The 24,121-nt window shown below is 54.0% G+C and carries 29 protein-coding genes; 11 read left to right on the top strand and 18 right to left on the bottom strand.

Going from position 1 to position 24,121, the window contains the following annotated elements:
* Window positions 1-30 precede the first annotated feature (30 nt).
* Together POTG_RS00130 and POTG_RS00125 are read right to left on the bottom strand one after the other, a co-directional pair.
* Complete coding sequence (locus tag POTG_RS00130) at window positions 31-855, bottom strand: carbohydrate ABC transporter permease (RefSeq protein WP_009222749.1); 825 nt, start codon at window positions 853-855, stop codon at window positions 31-33.
* A complete protein-coding gene (locus tag POTG_RS00125; protein WP_009222748.1) occupies window positions 852-1,829 on the bottom strand; it encodes a carbohydrate ABC transporter permease in 978 nt (325 codons plus the stop codon). The genes POTG_RS00130 and POTG_RS00125 overlap by 4 nt, the downstream gene beginning before the upstream one ends.
* A 354-nt stretch (window positions 1,830-2,183) precedes the next feature.
* On the opposite strand from POTG_RS00125, the gene POTG_RS00120 reads away from it, so the two are divergent.
* Window positions 2,184-3,077, top strand: coding sequence for a LysR family transcriptional regulator (locus tag POTG_RS00120; protein WP_009222746.1), 894 nt, complete (start codon window positions 2,184-2,186; stop codon window positions 3,075-3,077).
* Window positions 3,078-3,093: 16 nt separating this feature from the next.
* Here the strand turns inward: POTG_RS00120 and POTG_RS00115 are convergent, their stop codons facing one another.
* Complete coding sequence (locus POTG_RS00115) at window positions 3,094-4,260, bottom strand: alanyl-tRNA editing protein (RefSeq protein ID WP_036643665.1); 1,167 nt, start codon at window positions 4,258-4,260, stop codon at window positions 3,094-3,096.
* Between the two features lie 142 nt (window positions 4,261-4,402).
* On the opposite strand from POTG_RS00115, the gene shc reads away from it, so the two are divergent.
* Window positions 4,403-6,331, top strand: coding sequence for a squalene--hopene cyclase (gene shc, locus POTG_RS00110; protein WP_009222744.1), 1,929 nt, complete (start codon window positions 4,403-4,405; stop codon window positions 6,329-6,331).
* A 149-nt stretch (window positions 6,332-6,480) separates the two neighbouring features.
* Window positions 6,481-7,164, top strand: a complete 684-nt coding sequence (locus POTG_RS00105) for a DUF559 domain-containing protein (protein ID WP_009222743.1) — start codon at window positions 6,481-6,483, stop codon at window positions 7,162-7,164.
* Window positions 7,165-7,322: 158 nt separating this feature from the next.
* On the opposite strand, the gene POTG_RS00100 is transcribed toward POTG_RS00105, so the two are convergent.
* Window positions 7,323-7,544 (bottom strand): DUF2905 domain-containing protein, encoded by a 222-nt coding sequence (locus tag POTG_RS00100; protein ID WP_009222742.1) that lies wholly within the window; start codon window positions 7,542-7,544, stop codon window positions 7,323-7,325.
* A gap of 175 nt (window positions 7,545-7,719) precedes the next feature.
* Between POTG_RS00100 and POTG_RS00095 the strand changes: the two genes are divergently transcribed.
* Window positions 7,720-8,421, top strand: a complete 702-nt coding sequence (locus tag POTG_RS00095; RefSeq protein WP_009222741.1) for a cupin domain-containing protein — start codon at window positions 7,720-7,722, stop codon at window positions 8,419-8,421.
* A gap of 116 nt (window positions 8,422-8,537) precedes the next feature.
* Here POTG_RS00095 and pfkB read toward each other — a convergent pair whose 3' ends face one another.
* From pfkB to POTG_RS00080, 4 genes are all read right to left on the bottom strand, one after another.
* Window positions 8,538-9,455, bottom strand: coding sequence for a 1-phosphofructokinase (pfkB, locus tag POTG_RS00090; protein WP_036643846.1), 918 nt, complete (start codon window positions 9,453-9,455; stop codon window positions 8,538-8,540).
* 6 nt (window positions 9,456-9,461) lie between these two features.
* The gene (locus tag POTG_RS00085; RefSeq protein WP_009222739.1) at window positions 9,462-10,211 is read right to left on the bottom strand and encodes a DeoR/GlpR family DNA-binding transcription regulator; all 750 of its coding nucleotides are present in this window, start codon (window positions 10,209-10,211) and stop codon (window positions 9,462-9,464) included.
* An 81-nt stretch (window positions 10,212-10,292) separates the two neighbouring features.
* On the bottom strand, window positions 10,293-10,505 hold the full coding sequence (locus tag POTG_RS24520; RefSeq protein WP_050769655.1) for a hypothetical protein: 213 nt from the start codon (window positions 10,503-10,505) through the stop codon (window positions 10,293-10,295).
* 10 nt (window positions 10,506-10,515) lie between these two features.
* Window positions 10,516-11,412 (bottom strand): MFS transporter, encoded by an 897-nt coding sequence (locus tag POTG_RS00080; RefSeq protein ID WP_232282192.1) that lies wholly within the window; start codon window positions 11,410-11,412, stop codon window positions 10,516-10,518.
* Here POTG_RS00080 and POTG_RS22900 point away from each other — a divergent pair.
* Window positions 11,354-11,608 carry a winged helix-turn-helix transcriptional regulator gene (locus tag POTG_RS22900; protein WP_157273284.1) on the top strand — a complete coding sequence of 85 codons (255 nt, stop codon included), beginning with the start codon at window positions 11,354-11,356 and terminating at the stop codon, window positions 11,606-11,608. The two genes, POTG_RS00080 and POTG_RS22900, sit on opposite strands and share 59 nt — an antisense overlap.
* Before the next feature lie 64 nt (window positions 11,609-11,672).
* On the opposite strand, the gene POTG_RS00075 is transcribed toward POTG_RS22900, so the two are convergent.
* Complete coding sequence (locus POTG_RS00075; protein WP_009222736.1) at window positions 11,673-13,022, bottom strand: lytic polysaccharide monooxygenase; 1,350 nt, start codon at window positions 13,020-13,022, stop codon at window positions 11,673-11,675.
* 375 nt (window positions 13,023-13,397) lie between these two features.
* Window positions 13,398-14,027, bottom strand: a complete 630-nt coding sequence (locus POTG_RS00070) for an O-methyltransferase (RefSeq protein WP_009222735.1) — start codon at window positions 14,025-14,027, stop codon at window positions 13,398-13,400.
* 138 nt (window positions 14,028-14,165) lie between these two features.
* Between POTG_RS00070 and POTG_RS00065 the strand changes: the two genes are divergently transcribed.
* The 4 genes from POTG_RS00065 (at window position 14,166) to POTG_RS25275 (ending at window position 18,350) form a co-directional block, all read left to right on the top strand.
* Window positions 14,166-15,311 (top strand): THUMP domain-containing class I SAM-dependent RNA methyltransferase, encoded by a 1,146-nt coding sequence (locus tag POTG_RS00065; protein WP_036643663.1) that lies wholly within the window; start codon window positions 14,166-14,168, stop codon window positions 15,309-15,311.
* A 60-nt stretch (window positions 15,312-15,371) separates the two neighbouring features.
* Window positions 15,372-17,432 (top strand): LTA synthase family protein, encoded by a 2,061-nt coding sequence (locus tag POTG_RS00060; RefSeq protein ID WP_009222733.1) that lies wholly within the window; start codon window positions 15,372-15,374, stop codon window positions 17,430-17,432.
* A gap of 389 nt (window positions 17,433-17,821) precedes the next feature.
* Window positions 17,822-18,241 (top strand): hypothetical protein, encoded by a 420-nt coding sequence (locus POTG_RS23485; protein WP_198136148.1) that lies wholly within the window; start codon window positions 17,822-17,824, stop codon window positions 18,239-18,241.
* On the top strand, window positions 18,150-18,350 hold the full coding sequence (locus POTG_RS25275; RefSeq protein ID WP_009222731.1) for an FtsW/RodA/SpoVE family cell cycle protein: 201 nt from the start codon (window positions 18,150-18,152) through the stop codon (window positions 18,348-18,350). The genes POTG_RS23485 and POTG_RS25275 overlap by 92 nt, the downstream gene beginning before the upstream one ends.
* 52 nt (window positions 18,351-18,402) lie before the next feature.
* Here the strand turns inward: POTG_RS25275 and POTG_RS00050 are convergent, their stop codons facing one another.
* From POTG_RS00050 to POTG_RS00035, 4 genes are all read right to left on the bottom strand, one after another.
* Window positions 18,403-18,633 (bottom strand): DUF1450 domain-containing protein, encoded by a 231-nt coding sequence (locus POTG_RS00050; RefSeq protein ID WP_009222730.1) that lies wholly within the window; start codon window positions 18,631-18,633, stop codon window positions 18,403-18,405.
* A gap of 36 nt (window positions 18,634-18,669) precedes the next feature.
* Entirely contained in the window at window positions 18,670-18,972 is a 303-nt protein-coding gene (locus POTG_RS00045) for a heme biosynthesis protein HemY (protein WP_009222729.1), read from the bottom strand.
* Between the two features lie 81 nt (window positions 18,973-19,053).
* On the bottom strand, window positions 19,054-19,293 hold the full coding sequence (locus POTG_RS00040; protein WP_009222728.1) for a hypothetical protein: 240 nt from the start codon (window positions 19,291-19,293) through the stop codon (window positions 19,054-19,056).
* 248 nt (window positions 19,294-19,541) lie between these two features.
* The gene (locus POTG_RS00035) at window positions 19,542-20,165 is read right to left on the bottom strand and encodes a TraX family protein (RefSeq protein WP_009222727.1); all 624 of its coding nucleotides are present in this window, start codon (window positions 20,163-20,165) and stop codon (window positions 19,542-19,544) included.
* Between the two features lie 121 nt (window positions 20,166-20,286).
* Here POTG_RS00035 and POTG_RS00030 point away from each other — a divergent pair, with 121 nt between their 5' ends.
* Window positions 20,287-21,183, top strand: a complete 897-nt coding sequence (locus POTG_RS00030) for a diacylglycerol/lipid kinase family protein (protein WP_009222726.1) — start codon at window positions 20,287-20,289, stop codon at window positions 21,181-21,183.
* Window positions 21,184-21,272: 89 nt separating this feature from the next.
* On the opposite strand, the gene racE is transcribed toward POTG_RS00030, so the two are convergent.
* The 4 genes from racE to POTG_RS00010 form a co-directional block, all read right to left on the bottom strand.
* Window positions 21,273-22,091, bottom strand: a complete 819-nt coding sequence (racE, locus tag POTG_RS00025) for a glutamate racemase (protein ID WP_009222725.1) — start codon at window positions 22,089-22,091, stop codon at window positions 21,273-21,275.
* Window positions 22,092-22,269: 178 nt separating this feature from the next.
* Window positions 22,270-22,710, bottom strand: a complete 441-nt coding sequence (locus POTG_RS00020; protein ID WP_009222724.1) for a YtxH domain-containing protein — start codon at window positions 22,708-22,710, stop codon at window positions 22,270-22,272.
* A gap of 119 nt (window positions 22,711-22,829) precedes the next feature.
* Window positions 22,830-23,249: a DUF86 domain-containing protein gene (locus POTG_RS00015; protein WP_009222723.1), complete on the bottom strand. Its 420-nt coding sequence runs from the start codon at window positions 23,247-23,249 to the stop codon at window positions 22,830-22,832.
* A 24-nt stretch (window positions 23,250-23,273) separates the two neighbouring features.
* On the bottom strand, window positions 23,274-23,561 hold the full coding sequence (locus POTG_RS00010; RefSeq protein WP_009222722.1) for a Dabb family protein: 288 nt from the start codon (window positions 23,559-23,561) through the stop codon (window positions 23,274-23,276).
* Window positions 23,562-23,726: 165 nt separating this feature from the next.
* Here POTG_RS00010 and POTG_RS00005 point away from each other — a divergent pair, with 165 nt between their 5' ends.
* A complete protein-coding gene (locus POTG_RS00005) occupies window positions 23,727-24,035 on the top strand; it encodes a hypothetical protein (protein ID WP_009222721.1) in 309 nt (102 codons plus the stop codon).
* The last annotated feature ends 86 nt before the right edge of the window (window positions 24,036-24,121 follow it).

The following is a 24,121-nucleotide window of genomic DNA, read 5'->3' as shown; positions in this document are numbered from 1 at the left end:
CTCTCCCTCATCAAATGATTTGGATATCCCTTATCCTTTCAGCGCTCCCGCCGCCATCCCGCGAACGAGCTGCTTGAGTCCAAACACCAATAGCAGCAAGGACGGCAGAATGACCAGCGTAATCCCCGCGAATACGAGGTTCCAGGAGGTTGTCTCCTGGAATTCCAGCATGGAGATACCGATCTGCACCGTGCGCATCGATTTGCTGTTTGTGATCAGAAGCGGCCACAGATAACTGTTGTACATGCTCAAAAAAGAGTACACCGCCAACGTTCCAAGCGCCGGTCTAGCCAGCGGAAGCACATGAAACAGGAAGTACCGGACATGCCCGCAACCATCGATCTTCGCAGCCTCGAACAGTTCCTTCGGCAGCTGCAGGAAAAACTGACGAAGCAGAAACGTCCCGAAGGCGGTAGCCAAAAACGGGACGATCAGCCCCTGGTAGCTGTCCAGCCAATTTAAGCTGCGTACGGTTAAATAGTTGGGAATCATCGTCACTTCCCAAGGCACCATCATCGTGGCGACAAACAAGCTGAACATCAGGCCTTTGCCCTTGAACTCCATTTTGGCGAAGGCATAGGCTGCCAGGCTGGAGGTGATCAGTTGACCGACCATCACAATGCCGGAGACCAGGAAGGTATTCCCGATAAACACGGCGATCGGAACGATACGAAGCACCTCGGTGAAGTTGGTCAAATGCAGCGAATGCGGCACCAAATGCGGTGGATAGGCGCTGGCTTCCTGTGGCGTCATCACGGACATAAACAGGCTGTAAACAATCGGATAAAGCACAAGTACGGCGGCAACGGTCATGAACAACAGAACGACAATTTGGCTTAAGGTCAGCTTGTTCATTGATAGTGAACTTTCCTTTCCACCCAATTGAACTGGATCAAGGTCAACAGCAGGATTACCAGGAATAGCAGAAGCGCTTGGGCGCTGCCCGTTCCAAACCGGAAGTTCACGAATGCCTCCTGGTAGATCGTGTAGACGAATACGTTCGTACGGTTCATCGGCCCACCCGATGTCAGAATGTTGATCTGCCCAAACGACTGGAAAGCGCTGATGATGGACACAACCAAGAGGAAAAATAACGTTGGTGACAGGAGCGGCAGCGTAATTTTGCGAAACGTTGTCAGCGGTCCGGCTCCATCGATCTTGGCACTTTCGTACAGCTCGTCGGGAACTCCCTGCATCCCGCTGGACAGGATGATGTAATTAAAGCCCATATTCATCCAAACGGTCATCAGCGACACGGACCACAAAGCCCAGTCAGGACTGATCAGCCAAGGTACCGGACGAATACCGGCCAAACCAAGCAAGTAGTTAAGCATGCCTAATGTAGGGTGAAACAGAAACTTCCAGATGACAGCCGCTGAACCAACGGAGAGCACCAACGGCAGCGAGTAGGCGAACTGGAAAAACCGTTTTCCCCGCCGAAGATGATGCGTTAATGCCGCGAGCACCAAGGCGATCAGCATTCCAGTCGGCACGGTGAATAAGGCAAAGAGCGCCGTCACCTTCATGCCGCTGGCAAACAAGCCGGAAGTAAAAAGGCTAGTAAAATTGTCGAAGCCAACAAATGAGGCGATCCGGCCAGTCGGGTCGGTGCTGTGTAAGCTCAAGTACACCGACTTTAGCAGCGGGTAGAACAAAAATACGCCGAACAGGAGCAGCGATGGAGCTAGAAACGTGTAGGCCAGCGCATGTTCTCGATATTTCTGTTGTCTTAAGGTTGCGGCATGGGCAGGGCGACGAGTCGCAGCAGAGGCAGACGGCACGGAATGGCCCCTAGATGGCAGACTCACCTGGTGATCCAGCTCGCTCATGACGGAAGCCTCCTTTTTTGTGCAGGTTGATGTGGGTTTGTTCGAATTCCTCTGCCAGTGTATAGCTTGGATGTCAGCGGAACGTTAGGCATAGATCAAGGGGGCGTCAAAATCGTTATCGCACGGTAAAGAAAACGCAAAAAAGCCGCCTCACGCGCGTTTGCGGTGAAGACGGCTTATAAGACAATAGACTTTTTCATCATGCTTTGGATTCGCTAACGATCAGCCGGAGTGAACCTGTCATGGCGGGCATGGTTCGGTAAGCTCCGTATTTGCGGTCCCATTCCCCGGATTTCAAAGCGTCGGCCAAGTGTTGGACAAGCCGCTCCTCCACGATGAAAGGGGCTAGATGGAATGAATTTGCATGCTTTACGGCTGTTTCACGTCATTGCGGAGACGGGCAGTGTGACGCGCGCTTCGGAGCTATTAAACATCAGCCAGCCGGCCATCTCCACCCAGATCCGAAAGCTGGAAAAAGAGCTGGGGTTGCCCCTGCTGAAAGCACAAGGACGCGGCATCGCCTTAACCGACGTCGGGAACAAGCTGTTTACATACAGCAGACGCCTCTTTGCGGTAGAGCAGCAAATCGAGCAGTTTTTACAAGATTACAAAATGGGGGAGCTGGGGCATATCCGGCTGGCGGCCACCTATTTGCCCGCGCACTTCCTCGCCCCGACCTGGATCGCGAAATTCAAATCGCAATACGAGCATGTGGAGATGAGCATCAACACCACAAATTCGACGGATGCGCTAAAGCAACTGCTGAATTTGGAGGTGGATTTGGCGATCTACGGCGGATTGCCGGAAGCCTACCCCGAATCCGTTTACGCGGAGGAAATGTTCCGGGACGAATTGTGGTTTGTGGTCTCCCCAAAACACCGGTATGCGGGACAACGCGTCTCCTTACACGACATGGTCAAGGAACCTTTTGTTATGAGGGAGATCGGCAGCTCGACGCGCGAGCGATTTATGGCGTTATGCCGTACCTACAATGCTCCTGCGCCACGCATCGCCTTGCAGTTTAACGGGTTAAACGAAACCGTCAAAGCCGTGATTGCCGGGTACGGGGCCAGCTTCGTTTCAGCGCTGGTGGTGAGGGAATACGTGGAGCGCGGACAACTGAGCCGCGTCTTCGTTGAAGGCGTGGACCTGATGAATACGATCTCGGTCTATACGCGAAAAAATGAACCGCTGTCTCCAGCGGTTCAACGTTTTGTCGATTTGATCCGTGAGCATCCGCATGGTTGACGCCCGGTATTTTTCATTACAGCCCTTGTTTAACAAACTCATAAAATGTGAGCGCATCCTCCCAGCTGCTGAATCCGGCCTGTGCCAGCTTGTCGCTGCCGCCGCCTTTGCCTCCGTATGCAGAGAGATGCTCCTTGAAGAATGCGCCGCAGGACAGCGAACGGCTGCCGTTATGGGCCAGCACCACCTTCTGCTCGGCTTCCGTTGCCAGCAGGACCGCTGCATCACTATGCGCCGTCAGCTTTTGTGCGAGGCTCTGCAAATCCTTCAAGGACTTGTCCGCGAAAATTTGCGCAATGATCCCGCCTTCCCGCTTGGTAAGCAACTCACGAACGGTCATTTCGTCCATCGCTTCTTTTAACGTATCGAACTCCCGTTGCAGTCGCTTCTGCTCGTCCTCCCATTTGTCGAGGCGCTCTAGAATGCTGTCCCGGCCTGTTCTTAATTTGGCGGTGATGGAGCCTAAGATATGTTGCTGCTCCTGAAACTCTCTTAAGGCTCGGTATCCGCATTTGAAAAAGATCCGGACATTCCCTTTCTGCTTCTCGGTCTTCAGCAGCTTAATCATCCCGATCGCGCCGGTCGCCGCCACATGCGTACCTCCGCAACCGTTGTACTCCACATCTTCCATCTCGACGATGCGGACGCGGTCCACCGCCTTCGGCGGCTTCACGAGCGGCAGTCGGGACGCCTCCTCCTGCGTGACAAAGTAGCCGGAGATTTTGTGATTCAAATAGATATGGCGGTTTGCTTCGCGTTCAATGGCTTCCAGCTGTTCCGATGACAGCTCGGGCCGGTCCACATCGATGGTGCAATAATCTTCACCCAGGTGAAAGCTCAAGGTCATCGCCTCATAAAGCTCGCGGCAAACCGCAGATAACAGATGTTGTCCGCTATGCTGCTGCATATGGTCAAACCGGCGGTTCCAGTCGATTTCGCAGCGCACCTGGGCCTCCTCTGGGAAACGCTCCACCTTATGCAGCACCTCATCGCCTTCACTAATCACATCCAGAACAGGAATCCCGCCAATCCTTCCGGTATCGTTGGGCTGTCCGCCCCCATGGGGGTAAAAGGCGCTCTCTTCCAGCACGACGTAAACGCCGTCCTCCCGCTCCAGCTTGTCCTTGACGCGGGTGGTCCAATCGGTTAAATAGGCATCGTCAAAATAAAGTCTTGTCGTCATCACTTGGTTCCCTCTCTTTTAGGTAACGGTCTATAGGATCCTCATCACCAAACTTCTTCCATCTACTATACCGAATTATCGCCGGACTTTACACCATCCCCCACTCATATAATGAGGTGACAGGTAAAGGGAGGGAGCAAGGATGGCACTGAGCAACGGCGAGATCCGGGAAGAAATACAACGATTATCCGAGGAACTGATTCAGCGGCAGGAGCCGGACGGTTCGTGGCGCTTTTGCTTCGAAAACGGCATCACGATTGACGCGTGCACGATCATTCTCCTTCGCACGTTAAATGTCGACAAGGAGGAATTGATCCGACAGCTGCACGATCGCATCGTCGCCGCCCAGCAGCCGGAGGGCTGCTGGCGATGGTATCATGACGACAAGGAGGGCCATTTGTCCGCTACGGTTGAGGCATACTACGCCTTGCTGTGCTCCGGATACAGCCGGCCGGAGGATGAACCGATCCAACGGGCGAAACGATATATCCTGGATCGGGGCGGCATTGGTCAAGCGCGAAGCCTGTTCACCAAAGCCATCCTGGCCGCCACTGGACAAAGAAAATGGCCGGCCTCCTTATCGCTCATCCCCATCGAAATCCTGCTGCTGCCCGAATCGTTACCCCTGAACTTTTATGATTTCTCCGGATATTCGCGAGTTCATCTCGTGCCGCTTCTGATCATGGCCGAGCGAAACTTTCGCACCAGATCGGTGCGGACGCCCGATTTAAGTGAGCTGTTTCTCGACGCCCGCAACGGGGAGGAAGACCCGCTCACGCTAACCCCGGAAAGCCGGGAACCGCTGAAGCTCATCCAATCGGGGCTGGCGCATCTGGTAGGTACACCCCGGCGCATCCGGCAAGCTGCTGTAAACCGAGCCGAGCAATACATGCTGGATCGGATTGAAGGCGACGGGACGCTGTACACGTACGCCAGCTGTACTGTGCTGATGGTGTTCGCCTTGCTGGCGCTGGGATACGAACCGCAGCATCCGGTGATCCAACGTGCGGTTGAAGGGTTATCTCAGATGAAGTTTACGGTGGACAGCACCGGCCAAGGAGGAACCCGCTATGTCACGATCCAGAACTCCCCTTCCACCGTTTGGGATACCGCGTTGATCTCCTACGCTTTACAGGAAGCAGGGGTTTCATCTTCCCATCCGGCCATTCAACGGGCCGCCGATTACCTGCGGAACCGTCAGCATCGCCGCCCCGGCGATTGGCAGATTCATAATCCGGGCATCGTACCCGGCGGCTGGGGTTTCTCGGAGACAAATACGTTCGTCCCTGACGTTGACGACACCACCGCCGCCCTCCGTGCCCTATCTGCCTTACACGGCAGCGAACCTGCGGTCTTAGGCGCATGGAACCGCGGGCTCAACTGGGTCTGGTCGATGCAAAATAACGACGGCGGCTGGCCGGCTTTCGAAAAAAACACCAACAAAGAAATGCTCACCTGGCTGGCGATTGAAGGGGCGAAATCCGCAGCCACGGATCCTTCCGAAGCGGACTTGACCGGAAGGACGCTGGAGTATTTGGGTAACTTCGCCAAGCTGAGCGTTCGGCAGGATTGGGTTGCCCGCGGGGCTGACTGGTTGCTGAGCCATCAGGAGGCGGACGGCTCTTGGTATGGTCGCTGGGGGATCTGTTACATCTACGGGACCTGGGCGGCACTCACCGGGCTGATGGCCGTGGGCATGCCCGCCGATCACCCGGGCATCGCCAAGGCGGCTAACTGGCTGATCCGCATCCAGAATGCAGATGGCGGCTGGGGCGAATCATGCCGCAGCGATCAGGTGAGACGGTACGTCCCGCTCCATGCCAGCACGCCGTCCCAAACCGCCTGGGCGTTGGATGCGCTGATCGCCGTCCACGATCGGCGGGCGCCGGAGATCGAGCGAGGCGTTGCCCGGTTGATCGCGCTATTGCATGAGGATGACTGGCCCTCCACTTATCCAACGGGAGCCGGGTTGCCGGGTTATTTTTACGTGCACTATCACAGCTATCGATATATCTGGCCGCTTTTGGCCCTTTCGCATTACGTCAACAAATATGGGGACAGTTCGCCTTAGCGGTGAATCTGTCCCTCACGACACAGGCTGCGAATAAGATAGTTTCCAAGACGTCTTCTGCCAGGTATAATGGCCATAAGACGAAGAACGTCCCGATCCATTTAGATTGATGGAGCCGGGGCGTTTTCTTTTTTCCTGGGAGGGATGGAATGATGGGAACGGAGATGGCGTTTGAACAAGCGCACGCCGCATTTATTGAGGAGCACCTGAAGCGTAGGACCGGTGAACACAAAGGACGTTTGGAACGCGGGCATCGAGAGGCCGAAAAGCTCTTTTGCCGAAAGGTGTGGTGGGAGGTTCAAGGTAACTTCGAGGGGCTGCACCCGGAGTACGAAGTGTTGGACTGGAGGGGATTGTCCTATTTTTGCGATTTCGTTTGGTTAGCTGGGCCGGTCAAGCTGGTTATTGAAATTAAAGGCTATGGCCCCCATGTCAAAGATATGGACAGGCAAAAGTATTGCTATGAGCTGAACCGGGAAACGTTTTTGGCCGCGATGGGGTTTCAGGTGATTTCTTTCGCCTACGATGATGTCGCCAACCGGCCGGAACTGTGCGTCACCCTGCTTCGTATGGTGCTCAACCGCTACTTGCCGGCCGCTTCCCCAGCCGATCCGCTTACGCTAAGGGAGCGGGAGATTTTGCGCCTAGCCTGCACGCTTGCCCGGCCGCTGCGACCCGTGGATGTTGAGACCCACCTGGGCCTCAATCATCGGACCGCTGTACGTACGCTGCAATCGTTAAGCGCGAAAGGGGTTCTCCTCGCAGTCGCAGGACCGGAAGGAAAGCACGTTACAAAGTACGAACTCCATAAGGATGCGATTTTGCGGTTATAGGGGGAGATTGAGGGGAGTACCCCCCCTCTCTGCAACTTTCATCACTGGCAGGCCGCCGAAGTATAAAACTGCAAAAGATTTTTGCAGTTTTATGGAGGCGGCAGAAGCGAACAGCCAAGCAGCCAGTTCTTGGATGGAGGGTCTCCTCCCTAGATGGATCACTTCATAAACCACCGAATCACGGCCATGATTATAGAGAACACGACACTGAGCACGATACACGTTACGATCGGGAAGTAGAACCGAAAATTGCCGCGTTCGACCGCAATATCCCCCGGAAGCCGCCCCAGTTGCACAAACCTCCCCAAGAACATCCACAGCAAGCCAATCACGATAAGAACCGCACCGGCAACGATCAGTATTTTCGGAACGTTACTCATGACCTGTCTCCTTTAATGTAAATGCTGTTTTGACCTCATGATACAAACCGTCTGCCGAAAATGCAAACCCGAGGGCTCCTATAAGATTCCCCAAAACATACATATCAACCATATTTCAAACATAGATATTCTGTAGAAGCAATAGCGCCTATACATCGGAAAGGCAGGGAACAACATGGCGGTTTCTTATATGGATTTCACGTCACCAAACGCACAGTTCACGTTCGACGTCAACCGGAACACGACATTCCGCAAGGATCAACGTAACTTCATCAACACACTATCCATTCAGCAGCTAAATACGCTGGGCAATATGTCGTTATTGGATACCTACCTCGACAAAGGTAACGTCATCGAAATGCATATTCACCAAAACGCCTCGGAGCTGGTGTATTGCATTTCGGGTGAAGTCGTCGTCTCGATCATCAACCCGTTTACCAAAGAACTGAAACACTACCCCACCCGTCCCGGTTGGGCGACCAGCGTCCCGCAAGGCTGGTGGCATTATGACACCGCGACGATGGATGGGACGCGTTTTCTGGCTATTTTTGATCAGCCGATTCCGGAGATCATTCCCGCTTCCGATATGTTGCGGCTAACTCCGCCTGAAGCGTTCGCCCACACCTATTGCCTGGATGTTGAAAAAGTGAGAGCCGCGTTCGCACCGCTGAATCAAACCGTAATCATCGGTCCTCCGCTAGGCTGTCATCAACCGAACCCGCAATTCCAGGCGCAACAGACTTCTGCGTCACATTCCTATCATCCGCCGTATAACCAGGGTTACGGGCTGCGGCCTTACCAGCAAAGCGACGGCAATCCCCGTCGTCCGCAGGTCATTGGCAACGGCTGGGCGCATTTGTACCACGACGGACCCTAAAGGCAGCGGAGAGAACTCCAAGCATTCCATCAAATTTCTTAGTGTGGATAACAAGACCCCCAAGCGAAACTTGGGGGTCTTAATCTTGATATACCCTAGGTTTAGGGGTTCCGGGTTTATCCAATCTTCTCAATACTCACCTGCGTCCGAAGCTCCTCGATCAGCCCGCGCTCGGCCAAATCGTCGGAAAAAGCGGTGGCGCTGCCCGAGGCAACGCCGGCCCGGAACGCCTCCATCAAGTCTCCGCCCAAGGCGAGCATCCCCGTAAATCCGGCGATCATCGAATCGCCGGCGCCAACCGAGTTGCGCACCTTCCCGGGTGGGACGTTCGCATGGTAAACCTCGTCGCCGCTGATCAGCAGAGCGCCTTCCCCGGCCATCGAAATCAACACGTGCTGTGCCCCTTCTTCCAGCAGCTTGCGGCCGTAAGCGATCAACTGCTCCCGGGTCTCAATCACGACGCCAAACAGCTCGGCCAGTTCATGATGGTTCGGCTTCACAAGCAGCGGGTGGTACGCCAGCGCCCGGCGCAGCGGTTCACCCGTGGTGTCGATGACGAACTCAGCCCCTTGCTTTTGGCACATCCGGATCAGCTGTTCATAGAAATCACCGGGAAGCGTTGAAGGCAGACTGCCGGCCAAAATGATCAGGTCGCCTTCCCTCAAGATGGACAGCTTCTCCACCAAGGCATTCGCTTCTTCCGCCGTGATAGGCGGCCCTCCGCCGTTAATCTCGGTTTCCTCGCCATGCTTGAGCTTAACATTGATACGGGTCTCTCCGCCGCGAATGCGTACAAAATCAGCAGGAATCCCCTCCTTCTGTAAAGCTGCTTCAATAAAATCACCGGTGAAGCCGCCAAGAAACCCCATAGCGGTCGTGTCCGCCCCAAGCCGCTTTAGAACGCGGGAGACGTTAAGACCTTTCCCGCCGGGGAGCTTCAGGTCCCGTTTCATACGATTAAGTCCGCCGAGCTGCAGGTCGTCAACCTCCACGATATAGTCAATGGAAGGATTTAAAGTGAGGGTATAGATCATCATGGTTTATCCTCCAATTAGGTTTGTGATTTCCGTGATGGGCTTGCGCCAGCGTTCCGGAACCTGCTCCGTAATAAGCGTCGCCCGCTCCAACTCGAACATCTTGGCAAAGGCAATGTTCCCGATTTTGCTGGAATCGGCAAGTACATACGTTAGGGAGGACTGCTCATGAGCGCGGCGTTTTAACGCAGCTTCCTCCGGATCCGGCGTCGTATACCCCGCATCGGGATGAACCCCATTCGTCCCAAGGAAACACCGGTCAAACCGAAAATGTGCCAATTGCTCCAACGCCAGGTGGCCGACTAGGGCTTTCGTGCGTTTTTTGGCCAGACCTCCGAGCAGATAAGCCGGAATGTCCGCCTCCAACAGCGCCTCCACTTGCGGCAAGCCGTTCGTCACGACGGTGATCGATTTCCCTCGCAGATAAGGGATCATGGCCAACGTCGTCGTTCCCGCATCCAGATAAATCGCCTCCCCGCTGCGTACCAAGCCGGACGCCATTTCAGCAATTTGCTGCTTTTGCGGGAGATTGACGGCGGACTTCTCCACCATCCCCGGCTCCAAGCCTCCGGGCATCATCGGGAGCGTCGCACCGCCGTGCACTCTGCGAAGCAGCCCCTGTTCTTCCAAATCGGCTAAATCGCGCCTTACGGTGGATTCGGACGCTTCAAGCAAGACGCAGAGCTCCTGAAGCTTAACGGTGCCTACCTCCTGCAACCGTCCCAGAATCCGGCGATGTCTTTCTTCGGTTAACATCGTTCCCCCTCCCAACTCCAACCATCGTATCATATCCTCCGCAAAAATCAATCATATTCTATCATAATCAATCATTTTCAATCAAATTCTATCATCCTTCATCACAAGTTGTGAACGCCGCTTCCGTTCCCCTGCATATCCGACATAAGCAATACCTAGCCCGATCCCCACCATCGCAGCTGCCAACCAAGGGTGGAAGTGAAGCGTCGATACCTGCTGGAACAGCACTCCCCCGGTCCCGGCCCCCGCAGCCAAACCAATATGGGTCATGGACGTATTGATGCTCAGTGCCATACCGGAAGATTCAGGCGAACGTTGAATAAAATAGCTTTGGATCGCCGGCCCGGTCATAAACATGGCTACAACCATCAAACCGATAAAGCCAATCCCAGGAAAAACCGCTCCCGCCGTGAAAGGTAAAACGGTCAAAGCCGCGGTTTGTGCAATTAGCCCTGCCGCAATCGTGCGGGTTGCTCCCCAGCACCTTAAACTGTTGAAAATAAGGTACAGGCGCATCCCCTTCTATAGGTGGCAGCAGCTTGGTAATCAACCAGGCGACTCCGGCGCTGATCAGACCAAGCAACAAGAAGATCGCTTTCCAGTTCAACCAATCGGCGATGGCGATCCCAATCGGAACGCCCAATATCATGGAAAGACTGAAACCCAGAACCAGGGTGCTGATGGCACTTCCGATTTTGTACGGAGCGATGATTTTGGCAGCCGCCGCAAAGGAAACGACAAGGAACACGCCCGAGCTCGCTCCTAAGATCACGCGCGAGATCATCAGCACGGCGATATTCGGGCTCACCCAAGCCACGAGGCAGCCGGCGATAAAGGCAAGCTGAGCATAGAGAAGCAGCTTTTTGCGATCCCAACGTGACGTGAGGGAAATCAGCAGCGGGGTCCCGATGGCATAAGCCAATGAGAAAACCGTGACCAGTTGCCCGGTAAGGCCTAATGTAATACCAAAATCCCCCGCAATCTGGCTGATCACCCCTGAGACGGTTAGCTCTGAGGTCGCGGTTAGAAAGACGCCAAGCGTTAGCATCCACATCGTTAAGTTTTGGGAACGTAACGACGACGAATTCGGCAATATCTGCTCTGTGCTGCAAATTCTTGGGGCGAAATGGTCGTTTCTTGTCATGTTCGAGCTGTCTAAAGGACCGAAACGGTTCCAGGAACTTCGGCGCGCCTTGTCCATCGTCCGGACGCAGTCATTGACCGACACATTGCGTCATTTGGAGAAGAGCGGCATCGTTCACCGCCAGGTCTTCCCCACCGTCCCCGTCACGGTTGAATATTCGCTAACTCCTAAAGGCCTCGATTTCCAGAGTGCGCTGAAGGAGATGGAAAATTGGGCAGCCAGATGGAATAACCCCCCCTGTTCGACACCATGACAACTAATTGTCCGGCGAAAAAAAATCCCCCGGCGGCAAGCCGAGGGATTTTAGGTTATTCGGGTTATTTCAGCAGCCACAAAGCCGGTACGTTCGGCGGCTCCCAGCCTACTAGGGAAGTATGGGCCTGGCGGCATTCGTAGATCGCCCCGTTGTAACTGACCAATTCCCCTACCGCATAAGCGGTATTGGGGGCCCAAGGCTGCGCGGCGGGGGCTGACGCTGTCGTCACTTGCACCGCGTTGCTGGCTGCCGATTCGTTGCCGGCCGCATCAATCGCACGAACGGTGAACGTATACGAAGTCGCAGCGCTAAGTCCCGTTACCGTAAAGCTGGTCTGCGTCCCAGGCACAGTGACGGACAAGGTGGATCCGCGATAAATCCGGTAGCCTGTTACACCCACATTGTCACTGGAAGCATTCCACATTAACGTCACGCTGGAGGACGTAGCTGTCCCCATGACATGCAGGTTGCCGGGAGCCGAAGGAGCCTCGGGATCGTTAGCGGCCGGGCTTGTCGTCACCGTCACCGAATTGCTGGGCGAGGAGCTGTTGCCCGCTCCATCCACCGCCCTGACGGTAAACGTGTAGGACGTGTTCGCATTCAGCCCGGTCACGGTATGGCTAAGCGTCGATCCCGATACAGTGGCGACCAGGTTGCTGCCGTTATAAATCCGATAGCCGGTGACGCCAACATTATCACTGGAGGCGTTCCAGCCCAGCGTAACCGAGTTCGAGGTGACCGCCGTAGCCGTCAGATCAGTCGGCGCCGTTGGAGCGGTCGTGTCCCCTGAATTGCCGCCGCCAAAATCCACGTCAATTACGTTGTAGAAGGCATTCGCGGTATCGGCGATCTCCCAAACGGCTAAGATGACATGGTACCCTGTCCGCGCCGGTACGTTGCAAGTATGCGAATACGTAAACGGAGGCTGCACACCGCCATAGTAAACCGTGCAAAACGGTGTCAGATCAAAGGAATTGCGCGTTAACGGGGCATTAGGGTCCCAGCCCGGCTTCGTCATGTAATATTTCCAGTTTGCCGTAGCATGGGGAGCGGTAAATTTCCAGGTGAAGGTGTTCGTACCAGCCGAGATGTTCACTTTGGTCCAGCGGTTAGCCGACTGCTCATCAAGTTTGGGGAAAGCTCCATTTGCGCTGGCGATCTTCCCATCCGCCGGGCCGGAATTGGGGAAGCCCTTGGGCGCTTCCAAGCTTTGAGGCTCGTACACGATCGCACCGCAGTCCGTATTCTGGCCGTTTTTGCACAAGATCGCCCGGCTTGCCGGCCCGTCCACCCAGCCGTGAGCCGAAGCTTGTTCCGATAACAGGATCATTCCGATTCCAGCAATCACCATGACCAACAAAGAAGTAAGCGCCTTCAAAACTAACGATTGTGCTAGCCGTGTTGAAGTCATGCTTGTCCCTCCTTTGAAATTGGAAATGTGCCTTATGTCTGATCCTTGGCTGTGCATTTCAAATTCTCACTTTTACAACCTTCTGCAGGAACCCTAAACGCCCCCCCTTTCTGAAGGAAGTCTATATAAACTCCCAAAGGAGCTTATACCGTAAGTTCATTTCGCCGTGAGATCATGAAGGGAATTAACAAGAATAGAAGAGGATGTTAATTATGGGGAATATTGCTGATGTCCAAATTATACACGATTTGCTGCATTTTTGTGAACAATTATTTATTTTTTTGTAAAAAATAGTGCATTCTTGGCAACTTGCCACATCAAAAAACCCGCCATTCCAGCAGGTTCTTGTCTATCTTATGTTTCTTGTCGGATGCCTTATTTCACCATCGCCAGCGCCAGCCCGTCATACGCCGGCAGCAGCGTGCTGATCAGCCGCTCGTCTCGGGCGATCATCTCGTTGAACCTGCGCATCGCCTGCACCGACGGCCCGTTTTTGTCCGGATTTAACGTCCGACCGCGCAGCAGGATATTGTCGCCGGCAATCAGCGCCCCCGGTTTCGCCAGCTTGATCGCATATTCGAGATAGTTCGGGTAGTTTTCCTTATCCGCATCAATCAAAAAGAAATCAAACCGCTCCCCCCGTTGCTCCAAGGTATGCAAGCTGTCTAGCGCGGGGCCTACCATATATTCCACCATCTGCCCGAATCCAGCTTCTTGCAAATTGCTCCGCGCCAGCTCGGCGTTCTCCTCCTTCAGCTCCAGGGACACGAGCCGCCCGTCCGCAGGTAATCCCCGCGCCATGCAGATGCCGCTGTACCCGCCCAGCGCACCGATCTCCAGCACGGATTTGGCTCCAGCCAGCTTAACTAACAGCGTCAGCAGCCGCCCATATCCCGGTGCAATCGACACATCCCGCATCCCATGGTTTGCGATCGATTCGGTCACCCGTTCCAGCACTTCATCCTTGGCATATAATTCATCACCGTATTCTTCCGGTGTCAGCATGGATTAATCTTCCTTTCATCCGTTCATTCCTTAATCGAAGAACCGTTTGTAACTTGTTAGACATTGGCCTATACTGAATTGTATGGTTTTTCCGCTATTCTCACAAGTCTATGCGAAGCTGGAGTGATTGACGTAAATATGGCTGGACCTTTGCAACTGATCGCCACCGCCCCGATGGGCCTGGAGGCCGTGGTGGCGCGTGAACTCAAAGAATTAGGTTATGAAGATACGGCGGTGGAGAACGGCAGGGTGAATTTCACCGGAGATCTCATCGATATTTGCCGCTGTAATTTGTGGCTAAGAACCTCGGATCGCGTCCTCATCAAAATGGGCGAGTTTACGGCCGTCACCTTTGACGAGCTGTTTGAAGGCACCAAGGCGCTGCCTTGGCAAGATTTTATCCCGGTAAACGGAGAGTTTCCGGTGGAAGGACGCTCGCACAAATCGCAGCTCAGCAGTGTGCCGGCGTGTCAGGGGATCGTGAAAAAAGCGATTGTCGAAAAGCTGAAGCAATCCTATCACACCGAGTGGTTCGAAGAAACCGGACCGCGTTACGTGATTGAAGTAAATCTGCTTAACGACAAAGCGCTGCTGACACTGGATACCACCGGTCCAGCACTGCATAAGCGCGGCTACCGCAAGCACGCGACCGAAGCACCGCTCAAGGAGACGATGGCCGCGGCGATGATTCTGCTCAGCCGCTGGAATCAAAACCCGGTGCGCCCGTTCTACGACCCGTGCTGCGGTTCGGGAACATTGCCGATCGAGGCAGCGATGATCGGCTGGAACATAGCGCCGGGCATGCGGCGCACGTTTAACGCCGAGCGATGGCCGGTTGTGCCGCCAGAGCTGTGGCAGCAAGCGCGCGACGAGGCGATTGACGCGGTACGGGACGATGTACCGCTGAACATTGCCGGCAGCGACATTGACCCGGCCGCGATCGAAATCGCTAAAGCCGCGGCCAAAAGCGCCGGGCTGGCGAACGAAATCCGGTTCGCCTGCATGCCTGCCGCCAAAGTCCAGCCGCAGGGCGATTACGGCGTGATGATCACCAACCCGCCTTACGGAGAGCGGATTGGTGAAGAGAAGGAAGTGCGCAAGCTGATCGCCCAGCTTGGGAGAGTGATGGCCGGACTGCCGACATGGTCCTTTTTCGCGCTGACTCCGACCAAGCAGTTCGAGCACGACTTCCAGCGCAAAGCGGACAAGCGCCGCAAGCTGTACAACGGGCGTATCGAATGCCAATATTTGCAGTATCTTGGGCCCCTTCCTCCGCGCCATTAGGTGCAGAGGGAGGGTCTCTCCCTTTTACACCTTTGCAAGGAAAGGAGCTGACATGTCGTCATGCTGCGTTTGACATCTCCTCGCGGTTTCGGCAGTCGATTCAGCATTCGGCTGCAGTACCGCCATTTCGTCTATTTCTTTTTTGTGGCCGCCATCTTCATGAAACTTGTCATTTTGCATAATAATCTGCACGCCCGCTATATCGACATGAACCTGCTGGACGATCTGATCGCCGTCGGTTCCATCCTACTGGCTTCGTTCTGGACGTTGTGGCTGCCCCCGCGTGGCAGAGGGATCGCGTTAGGCGTGCTAAACGTGCTGCTCACCGTACTCATCTTCGCCGATTTGATCTATTACCGCTATTTCGGCGATTTTCTGACCGTGCCCGTCCTGCTGCAGGCCGGACAAGTCGGGGATCTGGGCGGAAGCATTCGCGAGCTGATCCGCGTAGCCGATCTGTGGCTTATCGCCGATTGGGCCGTTTGGGCGGCGTTTAAGGCTGTCCGGCGCTTGATACGCGGTGGCGGAAGCCGCCGTCAATCAGGTTGGCTTCGCAGCTCCGGCGGCTACAACGCCTACACCGGCCTGGGCGGCGGCTCCTTCGCGCCCGTCTCCTTTGGCGGCACCGCCCGCCGCTCGGTCGGCTGGCGCCGATTCAGCCGCCTCTATACGGGGATCGGCGTCTTTGTGCTCAGCTTTGCGCTCACGATGGGGCCCATTCGCTTCTATACCCAAACCTGGGCGGTGGGGCTGTTCGAAAACAACTGGTGGAACGTCTCCTTATACAATGTGACCGGCTTGCTAGGCTTCCATTACTATGATACGAGCCGGTTCCTCAAGGAGCATCTCGGAGGCGTCCAAACGGTCAGCGCCGAGGAGCAGGATGAGATCCGCCAGTGGTTCAGTGAAGCCAGCCAGCGCCGCCATGCGGATAATGACCTGTTTGGGGCGTACGCCGGCAGCAATGTGATCGTCATTCAGGCCGAAGCTTTTATGAATTTCATGATCGGCAAGACCATTGGCGGCCAAGAAATCACGCCGAACTTCAACAAGCTAATGGATGAGAGCCTTTATTTCTCGAATTTCTATCATCAGACGGGTCAAGGGCGCACCTCGGATGCGGACTTCTCCTCCAACAGCTCCCTGCATCCGTTGCCAACAGGCTCGGTTGCTGTCCGTTACCCTAACCATACGTTCGACGTGCTGCCGCAGATTCTGAAGACGCAAGCCGGCTATACCGCCGATGCTTTTCATGCGTACGAGGGCAGCTTCTGGAACCGTAACAATATGTATCAAGCGATGGGCTACGACCGGTTTTTCAGCAAAAAAGATTTCCAACTGGACGAGCCCCTGGGCTGGTCGCTGGGGGACAAATCCTTCTTCCGGCAGTCGCTCACGATCATGGCTCAGGAGAAACAGCCCTTTTATTCGTTTATGATCACCTTATCGAGCCATCATCCCTATTCGCTGCCGGCTGCGGTACAGGAACTGGATACCGGTGAGTTCAAAGGCACTATTTTCGGCGATTATTTGCAGGCCGTGCATTACGTGGATGCCGCGCTTGGGGAGTTCGTGGAGGGCCTAAAACGAGAAGGCTTGTGGGAGCATACGATCTTGGCATTTTACGGGGACCACGACAACTCGATCACCGACAAAGCGGTGTATGAGCAGTTCTTCGGCAAGTCGCTAAGCGATCTCGATATGCACCAAATCATGAATCAGGTGCCGCTGCTCATCCATCTGCCGGACGGCCAGCACGCCGGCGTCTACGAGGAGCCTGCCGGTCAGCTCGACTTGGCGCCGTCGCTGCTGCATCTGCTGGGCATATCCTCGGATTCCTACTACATGATGGGGCATAATCTGTTTGCCGGCACCGGAAATGACCACGCGCTGGATCGTTTGGTCGTGCTGCGCTCAGGCGCGTTTACGGACGGCGAGCGGTACTACATTCCGTCCGACGATAACTTGTTCACGAATGGCAGCTGCTACGACTTGACCAGCCGGAACGCTACCGACATCGAGGCATGCCGCGCTCCGCACGAAGAAGCGATGAAGCGCCTGCGCATCTCAGACGAAATCATCACTTCCGATTTGATTGCGACGTTCCGCAAGGAGGATTAAGGGGCCGCGCGGCGAGCAACGCGAGCGAGTGGAATAGCGGTAATATAGGGCGTTATTTCGTCCAATTGTTGATCATATCGCGAAATAGCGCCCTTTTATGGTGTTATTTTCGTGGACAGTTGGCTAAATCGCCATTTGGAGCGATACTACCGTTAGATAGAGCCAAAAAAGTCCGTTATTCTCGGTCAGTTACGTAAATTGGCCGATATAGCGAACTTTTTTACCGTTATCGGGAAGAACGAAATGGAGTGTCGCCAGCGTCGCTCTTTCCCGCTTTAAGGCCTTGGATGATTAATGGATTATCGGTGGGTCTTATTTGGGCTGCCCATCTTTGGAGCCAGCAGATCAATGGCGTTCGGGGTTATATTTTCGGAGGGATAAGTATTAAAGTGCTCTGCCCCTATCTCTTTATCATCGCGGCAGCCGGACTGCTGTCCAGGGTCGAGAAGAATGAGGGGTACGGGAAGGCTTTAGGGAAAATCATTCTACTCGGTGTCCTTCCTTTACTGCTGTTTGCATCCATTCCGTCGTCTGCAAGCCTTCTGCTATATGCCGCCACGTTCACCTTCATGTTAGCCATCTCCAGGTATGCACGTCCCTGGGCAGCCGCTTACCTGGCATTCGTCACAGCGGCCTACCTCTTGCCGATGCTGCTAAGCGAACGCAGTCACGATCGGCTGCTCGGATTTTTGCTGCGCCAGCGATACTTATGGGAAAATGCTCATTTCCGGACTTGGAGCTTTATTCTGGAGCATGGGCATGTCGCTGGGATTGCTCCCGATTTCTGCAGTTTCGTTTCCTTTTCTTAGTTTTGGAGGAAGCCAGTTGTTGGCTCAGTTAGCTGCCATCGGCCTCATCTACAGTGTCTATCGCAGGAAAGACATGATTAGCTTAAAAGGCAGAATCCGAAACGGCTGATACCCTTAAAAAAACCGCCGGAGCCCAGCTCCGGCGGTTTCAATTCCTTCCCTTACTTCGGTTTCTTCACAAAAGGCGCAGCCTTCGCCAGCACCTCGTCCTCTGTCGGTGCGCTGACGTATCTGCCGTTGATATATACGAACGCTCTTTTGCCGCACGGACCGCAATACGATTTGCAGCCGATTTTGATCTCGGCATCCGGCGCGAGCTTTTGCAGCTTCGGTACAAACGTCTTCATGCGGATATGATTGCATTTATCGCAAATCCGAATATCGTTAGCCATGCCAGGTCCCTTCTTTATCGTTAGCTAAAGCTTAGCTTAGTGATCCCCGTGATTGCCTTTGGAAGGGTTGGTAATCACGAAGCCTTCCTCCGGAAAATACAAATAATCGATCTTCACGCCATCCAACAACGGATCCGTTCCTTCCACGATGACATCGATGTCCTTATCGGTCTTGACGATTTGGTCGTTCTCGGTAGGCTTGACCAAATCCAGGCCGTAGTGAGCATGGTCGCCATGAGAATGGGTGATGAATACCTTCAGCGTCAACCCTTGGTTTTCTTCCTTGGCCAGTTCCTTTTGTATCACTTTCGCCGCATTGCGGGTAATTTTGACTCTCATATGATCTCTCCTATCGCACAAAATGGCTTCCCCTAACATTCCTATTGTAAAGAAACACAGCTCAACAAGCAAGGCTCAACGCTAAGCACCCGGATATTTCCGCTCTGCCCGGGTCACAAACCAATCCATCAGCAGCATCGTCACCGCCATGTCGTCGATCGGAATCCACGGCAGCACATCCGGCAGAACCCAATAAGCAAGCGCCGGCACGACCAACAACAGCTTATCGGTAAGCGGAATGTTGCCCGAAGTGAGCAGCGGGAGAGTCCGGCGAAAAATATGGGACCAACGACGAAGCGACCACCAGCTTTTCCATTTCATTTCCATCCCTCCCGTTTCGGCGTAAGTGTTGCGCTGCTACTTAGGATACCCTATTGTACCATGGTTCATGGCCCAATAAGAAAAACGTCTATCGACGTACATTCAATGTAGCCAGACCGCGTTTAGCGGAAGTTTTTCTTGCGATATCAGGATGCCGATCCACCGAAGTTTATACTTTCTGATATCTTAAAAAAAATCCGAGAAAAACCCCGGATTTTTCCACCCCCAAACTTGGCTCCATTCTCTCTTTACAACAGGTACACCAAGATCGCCAGCACCACTAAATGCGCAGGATAAAAAGCTCTCCACACCCAGCGGGGCAGCCGCCAGGCTTCGAGCTTTCGCCACAGCCCCGGCCCGTAGGCAATCACCAGCGTCGGCAGGATGCTGGCCAGCTGAATCACCCAGCTGTAGGCGAACAGATACACGAGGTTCAGGAGCAAGTGCATCGCCACCGCTTTTCCTTGATTGGCAAATTTGAAGATCAGCACCAGCAGCAGGCCGTAAGCGCCATAATCAAACGGAAGTACCTCCATGATCACGCAGACACCGGCGATAATGATCGCGGACAGCGGCCCCGGTTTCGATGAATCCAGCATGCGCAGAACCAATAAAGAGACAAACAAGGTCGCCACAACATTTAGACCGTTCGTATCGAAGGCTAGCTGATAAGGAATTTGCGAAAGTACAGCAATCAGTAACAACCGTAAAGCGTACTTCCGGTAATTGGAAGTGTGTTGATAACCCTGGACCAGCGCGTAGGCATAGATCGGGAAGGCAATTCGTCCGATAATCCGCCACAGTACATCTCCGGGAAAAAACAGCAGCCCGACATGGTCGATCAGCATGGTGATCATGGCGATCAGTTGCACGGCCTACACTCCTTTCGTCGATCGACAGGGGTTTAAAAAATTTTGATTTTCATTTTTTCCAAACTTCAGTAGACTGAAACTATGCCAAATTGGTGTTGCCATCATAGATAGGGGAGTCATCATGTATTTGTTTATCGTCAATCCAAATGCGGGTAACGGCGAAGGCCGCCGGGGTTGGAATAAAATCAGCAAAAAGCTGCAACGGCTTGGTATTCCTTACGAGCACGTCTACACAACAAGCGCCGAGCAAGCGCATACATTCCTTCAGGCCAAGCTATCCGGGGAAGTGCCTTGGCGCGCGGTGGGCGTAATCGGAGGCGACGGCACGATCCATAGCCTGCTGCCCGCAATGCGCCACTCCGGCGTGCCGCTGGCCGTATTCTCCGCCGGGTCGGGCAATGACACCGCCCGTGGATTCGGCATCCCGCGCCGGGTAGGCGGCGCACTGAAGGTGCTGCTGAGCGGCCGGTCAACGGCGGCCGATCTCATCTCCATCGATGGAGACAGCACATTGACCGCACTGGCTGTCGGCTTTGACGCTCAGGTTGCCAACAATGTCAACAACAGCCGCTACAAAAAAATATGCAACGCGATTGGACTTGGCAGGTTAGCTTATATCATCGGCATTTTTCATACCCTTCTAACCTATCGTCCCGGACCGTTAACGCTCGAATGTGACGGAACTACTTACCGGTTCGAGTCAGCCTGGCTGACAGCAATAAATAATGTTTCCAGCTATGGCGGGGGAATGACCATCTGTCCGGACGCCAAGCCGGATGACGGAATGCTCGATCTGTGCGTCGTGCACGATTGCTCCAAGCTGAAGCTGCTCCTGTTATTTCCAACCGTATTGTTTGGAGGTCATACGAAGCTCTCCTTCGTAACGATGCTGAAGGGCCAAAACATTACGATTTCCAGCTCTCTGCCGCGCCTTGCTTTAGGTGACGGGGAGCACGTGGCAACCACGCCGCTTCGCGCTTCCTTGGAACCCGGCTCCATTCGGATCATTCGCCCGTAACGGGAACGGTACAGCGTGACGAACTATGACGTGGTTCAAAAAAACCTTTGGGCGGGATTTTTAAGCTCCCCCAAAGGTTTTTTGATTGTTTACCTCACCGGGCTGGATACCTGCCAAACGATGGGACTCAGCTCGACTTGCTCGCCCAACCACTGTCTGGCGATCTTGCGGAACATTTCGGCATCCCCGCTGCAGAAGAACTGATGCACGGGAGTACCGTTGCCGCGAGCTAAGCACCCCCGTTGATGCAGGATGGTGCTGATTTCGCGGGCGGTTTCATCCGCAGAACTGATTAACTTCACGTTCGGCCCCATGACACGTTGGATGGGGTCCTTCAAGAACGGATAATGGGTACAGCCTAGAATCAAGCAGTCCATAGGCTGCTTCTTCATCTCCCGAAGAGATCTCTCGACCACATGCAGCGCTTCCTTCGTTTCATACAACCCATGCTCTACCAACGGAACAAATTCAGGACAAGCTTCGCTGACGATTTCGGTTTGCGGATTCAACTCACGTAACGCCACCGTATAGGCCCCGCTTCGGATCGTACCCACCGTCCCGATGACGCCAACCTTTCCGGTCTTCGTCTCGCTGATCGCTGCCCGTGCACCAGGATGAATGACGCCAATTACAGGGATATCAACCTTGGCCTTGATGAAATCGAGTGCAGCCGCTGTTGCAGTGTTGCAGGCAATGACAATCATTTTCGGATGGAACTGGATTAAATAATCGACGATTTGCTCGGTAAACAAGCGGACTTCCTCGGGCGACCTTGGACCGTAAGGAGCCCGGGCCGTATCGCCGAAGTAAATGATTTTCTCTCTGGGAAGCTGCCTCATCACTTCCTTGCAGACGGTGAGGCCTCCCACTCCCGAGTCTAATATGGCGATGGCTTGCTGCACGAACATACCGCTTCCTTTATGTTTAGTGTAAAATCCTTCTCATTACTTTATGACTTCGCATCACAGAGGGTACCTAAATCTTAACTCAATTTGTAGTGCAAGAAAACCCGCAAGGGCGGAGAAAACGGGAAAAAGACCCGGGAGCGGGTCTTTTTCGGGCGATCGCTGTGGACAGCCGATCGAATTATTGGCCTTCCTCGTTGTCGGAAGTTGCCGCCGCTTCCAAAGCTGCAGCCACCGGTTCACCGGCTTCCGTCGTTTCTTCTTCCGATACGACGCCAAGGGCCACTGTCTCTTCTTCGGCCGCAGTCTCCTCATCCTCATCTGCAAATTCGGAGACTTGAGCAATTACCTCATCTTCATCGGTGGTCTTTTCGGAACGACGGCTTTGGATTTCACTGATCAGCACTTCAGCGGCTTCCTTCACCTTACCGACAAGAACGGTGCTTTGCTCCGAGACTTTCTCGGCAGCCTCTTGCGTCTTCTCTCCGACTTGACGAGCCCCGTTGGCAATATCCTTACGCAGCTCTTTCCCGGCTTTAGGGGCAAATAACAGCGCCGTTACCGCACCGGCAACCGTGCCGATGGCTGCCCCCCATATCCAACCTTTGTTTCCTTTGCTCACGACTCATCTCTCCTTTTTGGCTTTCTCCGCGAATGCCCATATCGATAATGTATTATAAGCAGCAATGGTCTGTCCGGTCACACTTGTAAGGAATAATTTTTGGGCTTGTCCGTCTTAGATTAGACGCCTTCCTGATCCAAATACTTCAGCACATTTGCCGAAAAATCCTGCAAAGCCTCGGGCAGCCGCCCCCTTAGTCCTTCGACCTCTTGGCGATCCCAAGCAAAATATTCCTGAACTAACGGTTTCCGCAGCCGAACCAGCTCGATGAGCGTAGCGTGCAGTTTTGCATCAATTACGGTTTCATCCAAGAGGATGTCAACAATGTCTTCATAGCTGCTGGCGTCACGCATGATAAACCCGTCGATTAAATAGCTGCCGACGTCCGTCACGATTTCCAGAGCCAAATGCAACGCCCGCTCCTCCGCATAACGCCCCAGCAGGGATGAGCTTGCCTCCGCCGATTCACGAAGGGCTTGCAGCAATTCCGGCAGCATGTCCAGTCTGCGTTCGATTTGTTCCCGGTTTACATAATACACGGGGGTTCCCTCCTTCGGTCCAGCCTAAAATTCGAAATCGACTGCGACCTGGCTCTCACGTACTTCGTTCATGTGCTCAATCACTTTCTTGTGCTCCGGATGAACTTGATATCCTTCCAAATCCACAAGCGAATCAAAGGTAGCAATGAGCGCAATGTCATAGGAACGAGGGGAACGGATCACGTCGGTGCCCACCTCAAGGCTTCTGAGCTGCTCTACTTTACCCTGCATGCCGCGCAGTATCTCAACCGTACGTGCCACATTTTCCGGAGATGCATCCTTCAATTTAAACAATACGATATGCTTGATCATAGTTCACCCTTCTCCTTCTTAACGATTCCGTATCTCATTTCAGCATAACATAAAGGGTATCTGCCGGAAAGTAAGGCACTCCCGAAACTCTATCAATCTAGTTTCATATGATATATTGTCTCATTTACTAGAGACGAAAATTAGAGGGAAAAGAGGTGAATCGCAATGACCCTCCTGCGCTTTCTGCTAAACGAACCGTTGCGAAGGCGAATTCGCCTGCTGCAAGCAGAACTTGAGCTGCTAGCCAGCCGAGTGGAGCATCTGGAGCATGCACTTGATGCCGCCTCCTTCCCGGATTCCGCGACCCGGCAGCAAATTGAAGCCTCGATCGGTCTCAGCATCATCATTGATACGACGGGCTCCGTCATCCATGGCACATTGATCGCTGTGCATCCTGATGCTCTGGAGATGGTCGATGAATCAGGTCGGCAGGTGATCGTCCCGGTCGCCAAAATCACGAGCATCAAATTGTAAACCGCGTGAAACCGGCGTGGTCCTCCCATTCGGTAACCGGGATGGCTGGATGGGAGGAGGAACACATTTTTTTCGCTGAAGGGATA

The organism is Paenibacillus sp. oral taxon 786 str. D14 (assembly GCF_000159955.1).
In the GTDB taxonomy this organism is placed as follows: domain Bacteria; phylum Bacillota; class Bacilli; order Paenibacillales; family Paenibacillaceae; genus Fontibacillus; species Fontibacillus phoenicis.
This window is presented reverse-complemented; position numbering and strand designations above follow the sequence as displayed.

Excerpts from the sequence above, each read along its gene's own strand:
- POTG_RS00065 (WP_036643663.1), top strand. The coding sequence starts at position 14,166 with ATGGCTGGACCTTTGCAACTGATCGCCACCGCCCCGATGGGCCTGGAG.
- POTG_RS00100 (WP_009222742.1), bottom strand. The coding sequence starts at position 7,544 with ATGAGTAACGTTCCGAAAATACTGATCGTTGCCGGTGCGGTTCTTATC.
- POTG_RS00075 (WP_009222736.1), bottom strand. The coding sequence starts at position 13,022 with ATGACTTCAACACGGCTAGCACAATCGTTAGTTTTGAAGGCGCTTACT.
- POTG_RS00105 (WP_009222743.1), top strand. The coding sequence starts at position 6,481 with ATGATGGGAACGGAGATGGCGTTTGAACAAGCGCACGCCGCATTTATT.
- POTG_RS00085 (WP_009222739.1), bottom strand. The coding sequence starts at position 10,211 with ATGTTAACCGAAGAAAGACATCGCCGGATTCTGGGACGGTTGCAGGAG.
- POTG_RS00040 (WP_009222728.1), bottom strand. The coding sequence starts at position 19,293 with ATGAAATGGAAAAGCTGGTGGTCGCTTCGTCGTTGGTCCCATATTTTT.
- shc (WP_009222744.1), top strand. The coding sequence starts at position 4,403 with ATGGCACTGAGCAACGGCGAGATCCGGGAAGAAATACAACGATTATCC.
- POTG_RS25275 (WP_009222731.1), top strand. The coding sequence starts at position 18,150 with ATGCTCATTTCCGGACTTGGAGCTTTATTCTGGAGCATGGGCATGTCG.
- POTG_RS00010 (WP_009222722.1), bottom strand. The coding sequence starts at position 23,561 with ATGATCAAGCATATCGTATTGTTTAAATTGAAGGATGCATCTCCGGAA.
- POTG_RS00095 (WP_009222741.1), top strand. The coding sequence starts at position 7,720 with ATGGCGGTTTCTTATATGGATTTCACGTCACCAAACGCACAGTTCACG.
- POTG_RS00005 (WP_009222721.1), top strand. The coding sequence starts at position 23,727 with ATGACCCTCCTGCGCTTTCTGCTAAACGAACCGTTGCGAAGGCGAATT.
- pfkB (WP_036643846.1), bottom strand. The coding sequence starts at position 9,455 with ATGATCTATACCCTCACTTTAAATCCTTCCATTGACTATATCGTGGAG.
- POTG_RS22900 (WP_157273284.1), top strand. The coding sequence starts at position 11,354 with ATGTTCGAGCTGTCTAAAGGACCGAAACGGTTCCAGGAACTTCGGCGC.
- POTG_RS00060 (WP_009222733.1), top strand. The coding sequence starts at position 15,372 with ATGCTGCGTTTGACATCTCCTCGCGGTTTCGGCAGTCGATTCAGCATT.
- POTG_RS00070 (WP_009222735.1), bottom strand. The coding sequence starts at position 14,027 with ATGCTGACACCGGAAGAATACGGTGATGAATTATATGCCAAGGATGAA.
- POTG_RS00030 (WP_009222726.1), top strand. The coding sequence starts at position 20,287 with ATGTATTTGTTTATCGTCAATCCAAATGCGGGTAACGGCGAAGGCCGC.
- POTG_RS00050 (WP_009222730.1), bottom strand. The coding sequence starts at position 18,633 with ATGGCTAACGATATTCGGATTTGCGATAAATGCAATCATATCCGCATG.
- racE (WP_009222725.1), bottom strand. The coding sequence starts at position 22,091 with ATGTTCGTGCAGCAAGCCATCGCCATATTAGACTCGGGAGTGGGAGGC.
- POTG_RS00130 (WP_009222749.1), bottom strand. The coding sequence starts at position 855 with ATGAACAAGCTGACCTTAAGCCAAATTGTCGTTCTGTTGTTCATGACC.
- POTG_RS00120 (WP_009222746.1), top strand. The coding sequence starts at position 2,184 with ATGAATTTGCATGCTTTACGGCTGTTTCACGTCATTGCGGAGACGGGC.
- POTG_RS24520 (WP_050769655.1), bottom strand. The coding sequence starts at position 10,505 with ATGGCACTGAGCATCAATACGTCCATGACCCATATTGGTTTGGCTGCG.
- POTG_RS00045 (WP_009222729.1), bottom strand. The coding sequence starts at position 18,972 with ATGAGAGTCAAAATTACCCGCAATGCGGCGAAAGTGATACAAAAGGAA.
- POTG_RS00115 (WP_036643665.1), bottom strand. The coding sequence starts at position 4,260 with ATGACGACAAGACTTTATTTTGACGATGCCTATTTAACCGATTGGACC.
- POTG_RS00080 (WP_232282192.1), bottom strand. The coding sequence starts at position 11,412 with ATGGACAAGGCGCGCCGAAGTTCCTGGAACCGTTTCGGTCCTTTAGAC.
- POTG_RS00125 (WP_009222748.1), bottom strand. The coding sequence starts at position 1,829 with ATGAGCGAGCTGGATCACCAGGTGAGTCTGCCATCTAGGGGCCATTCC.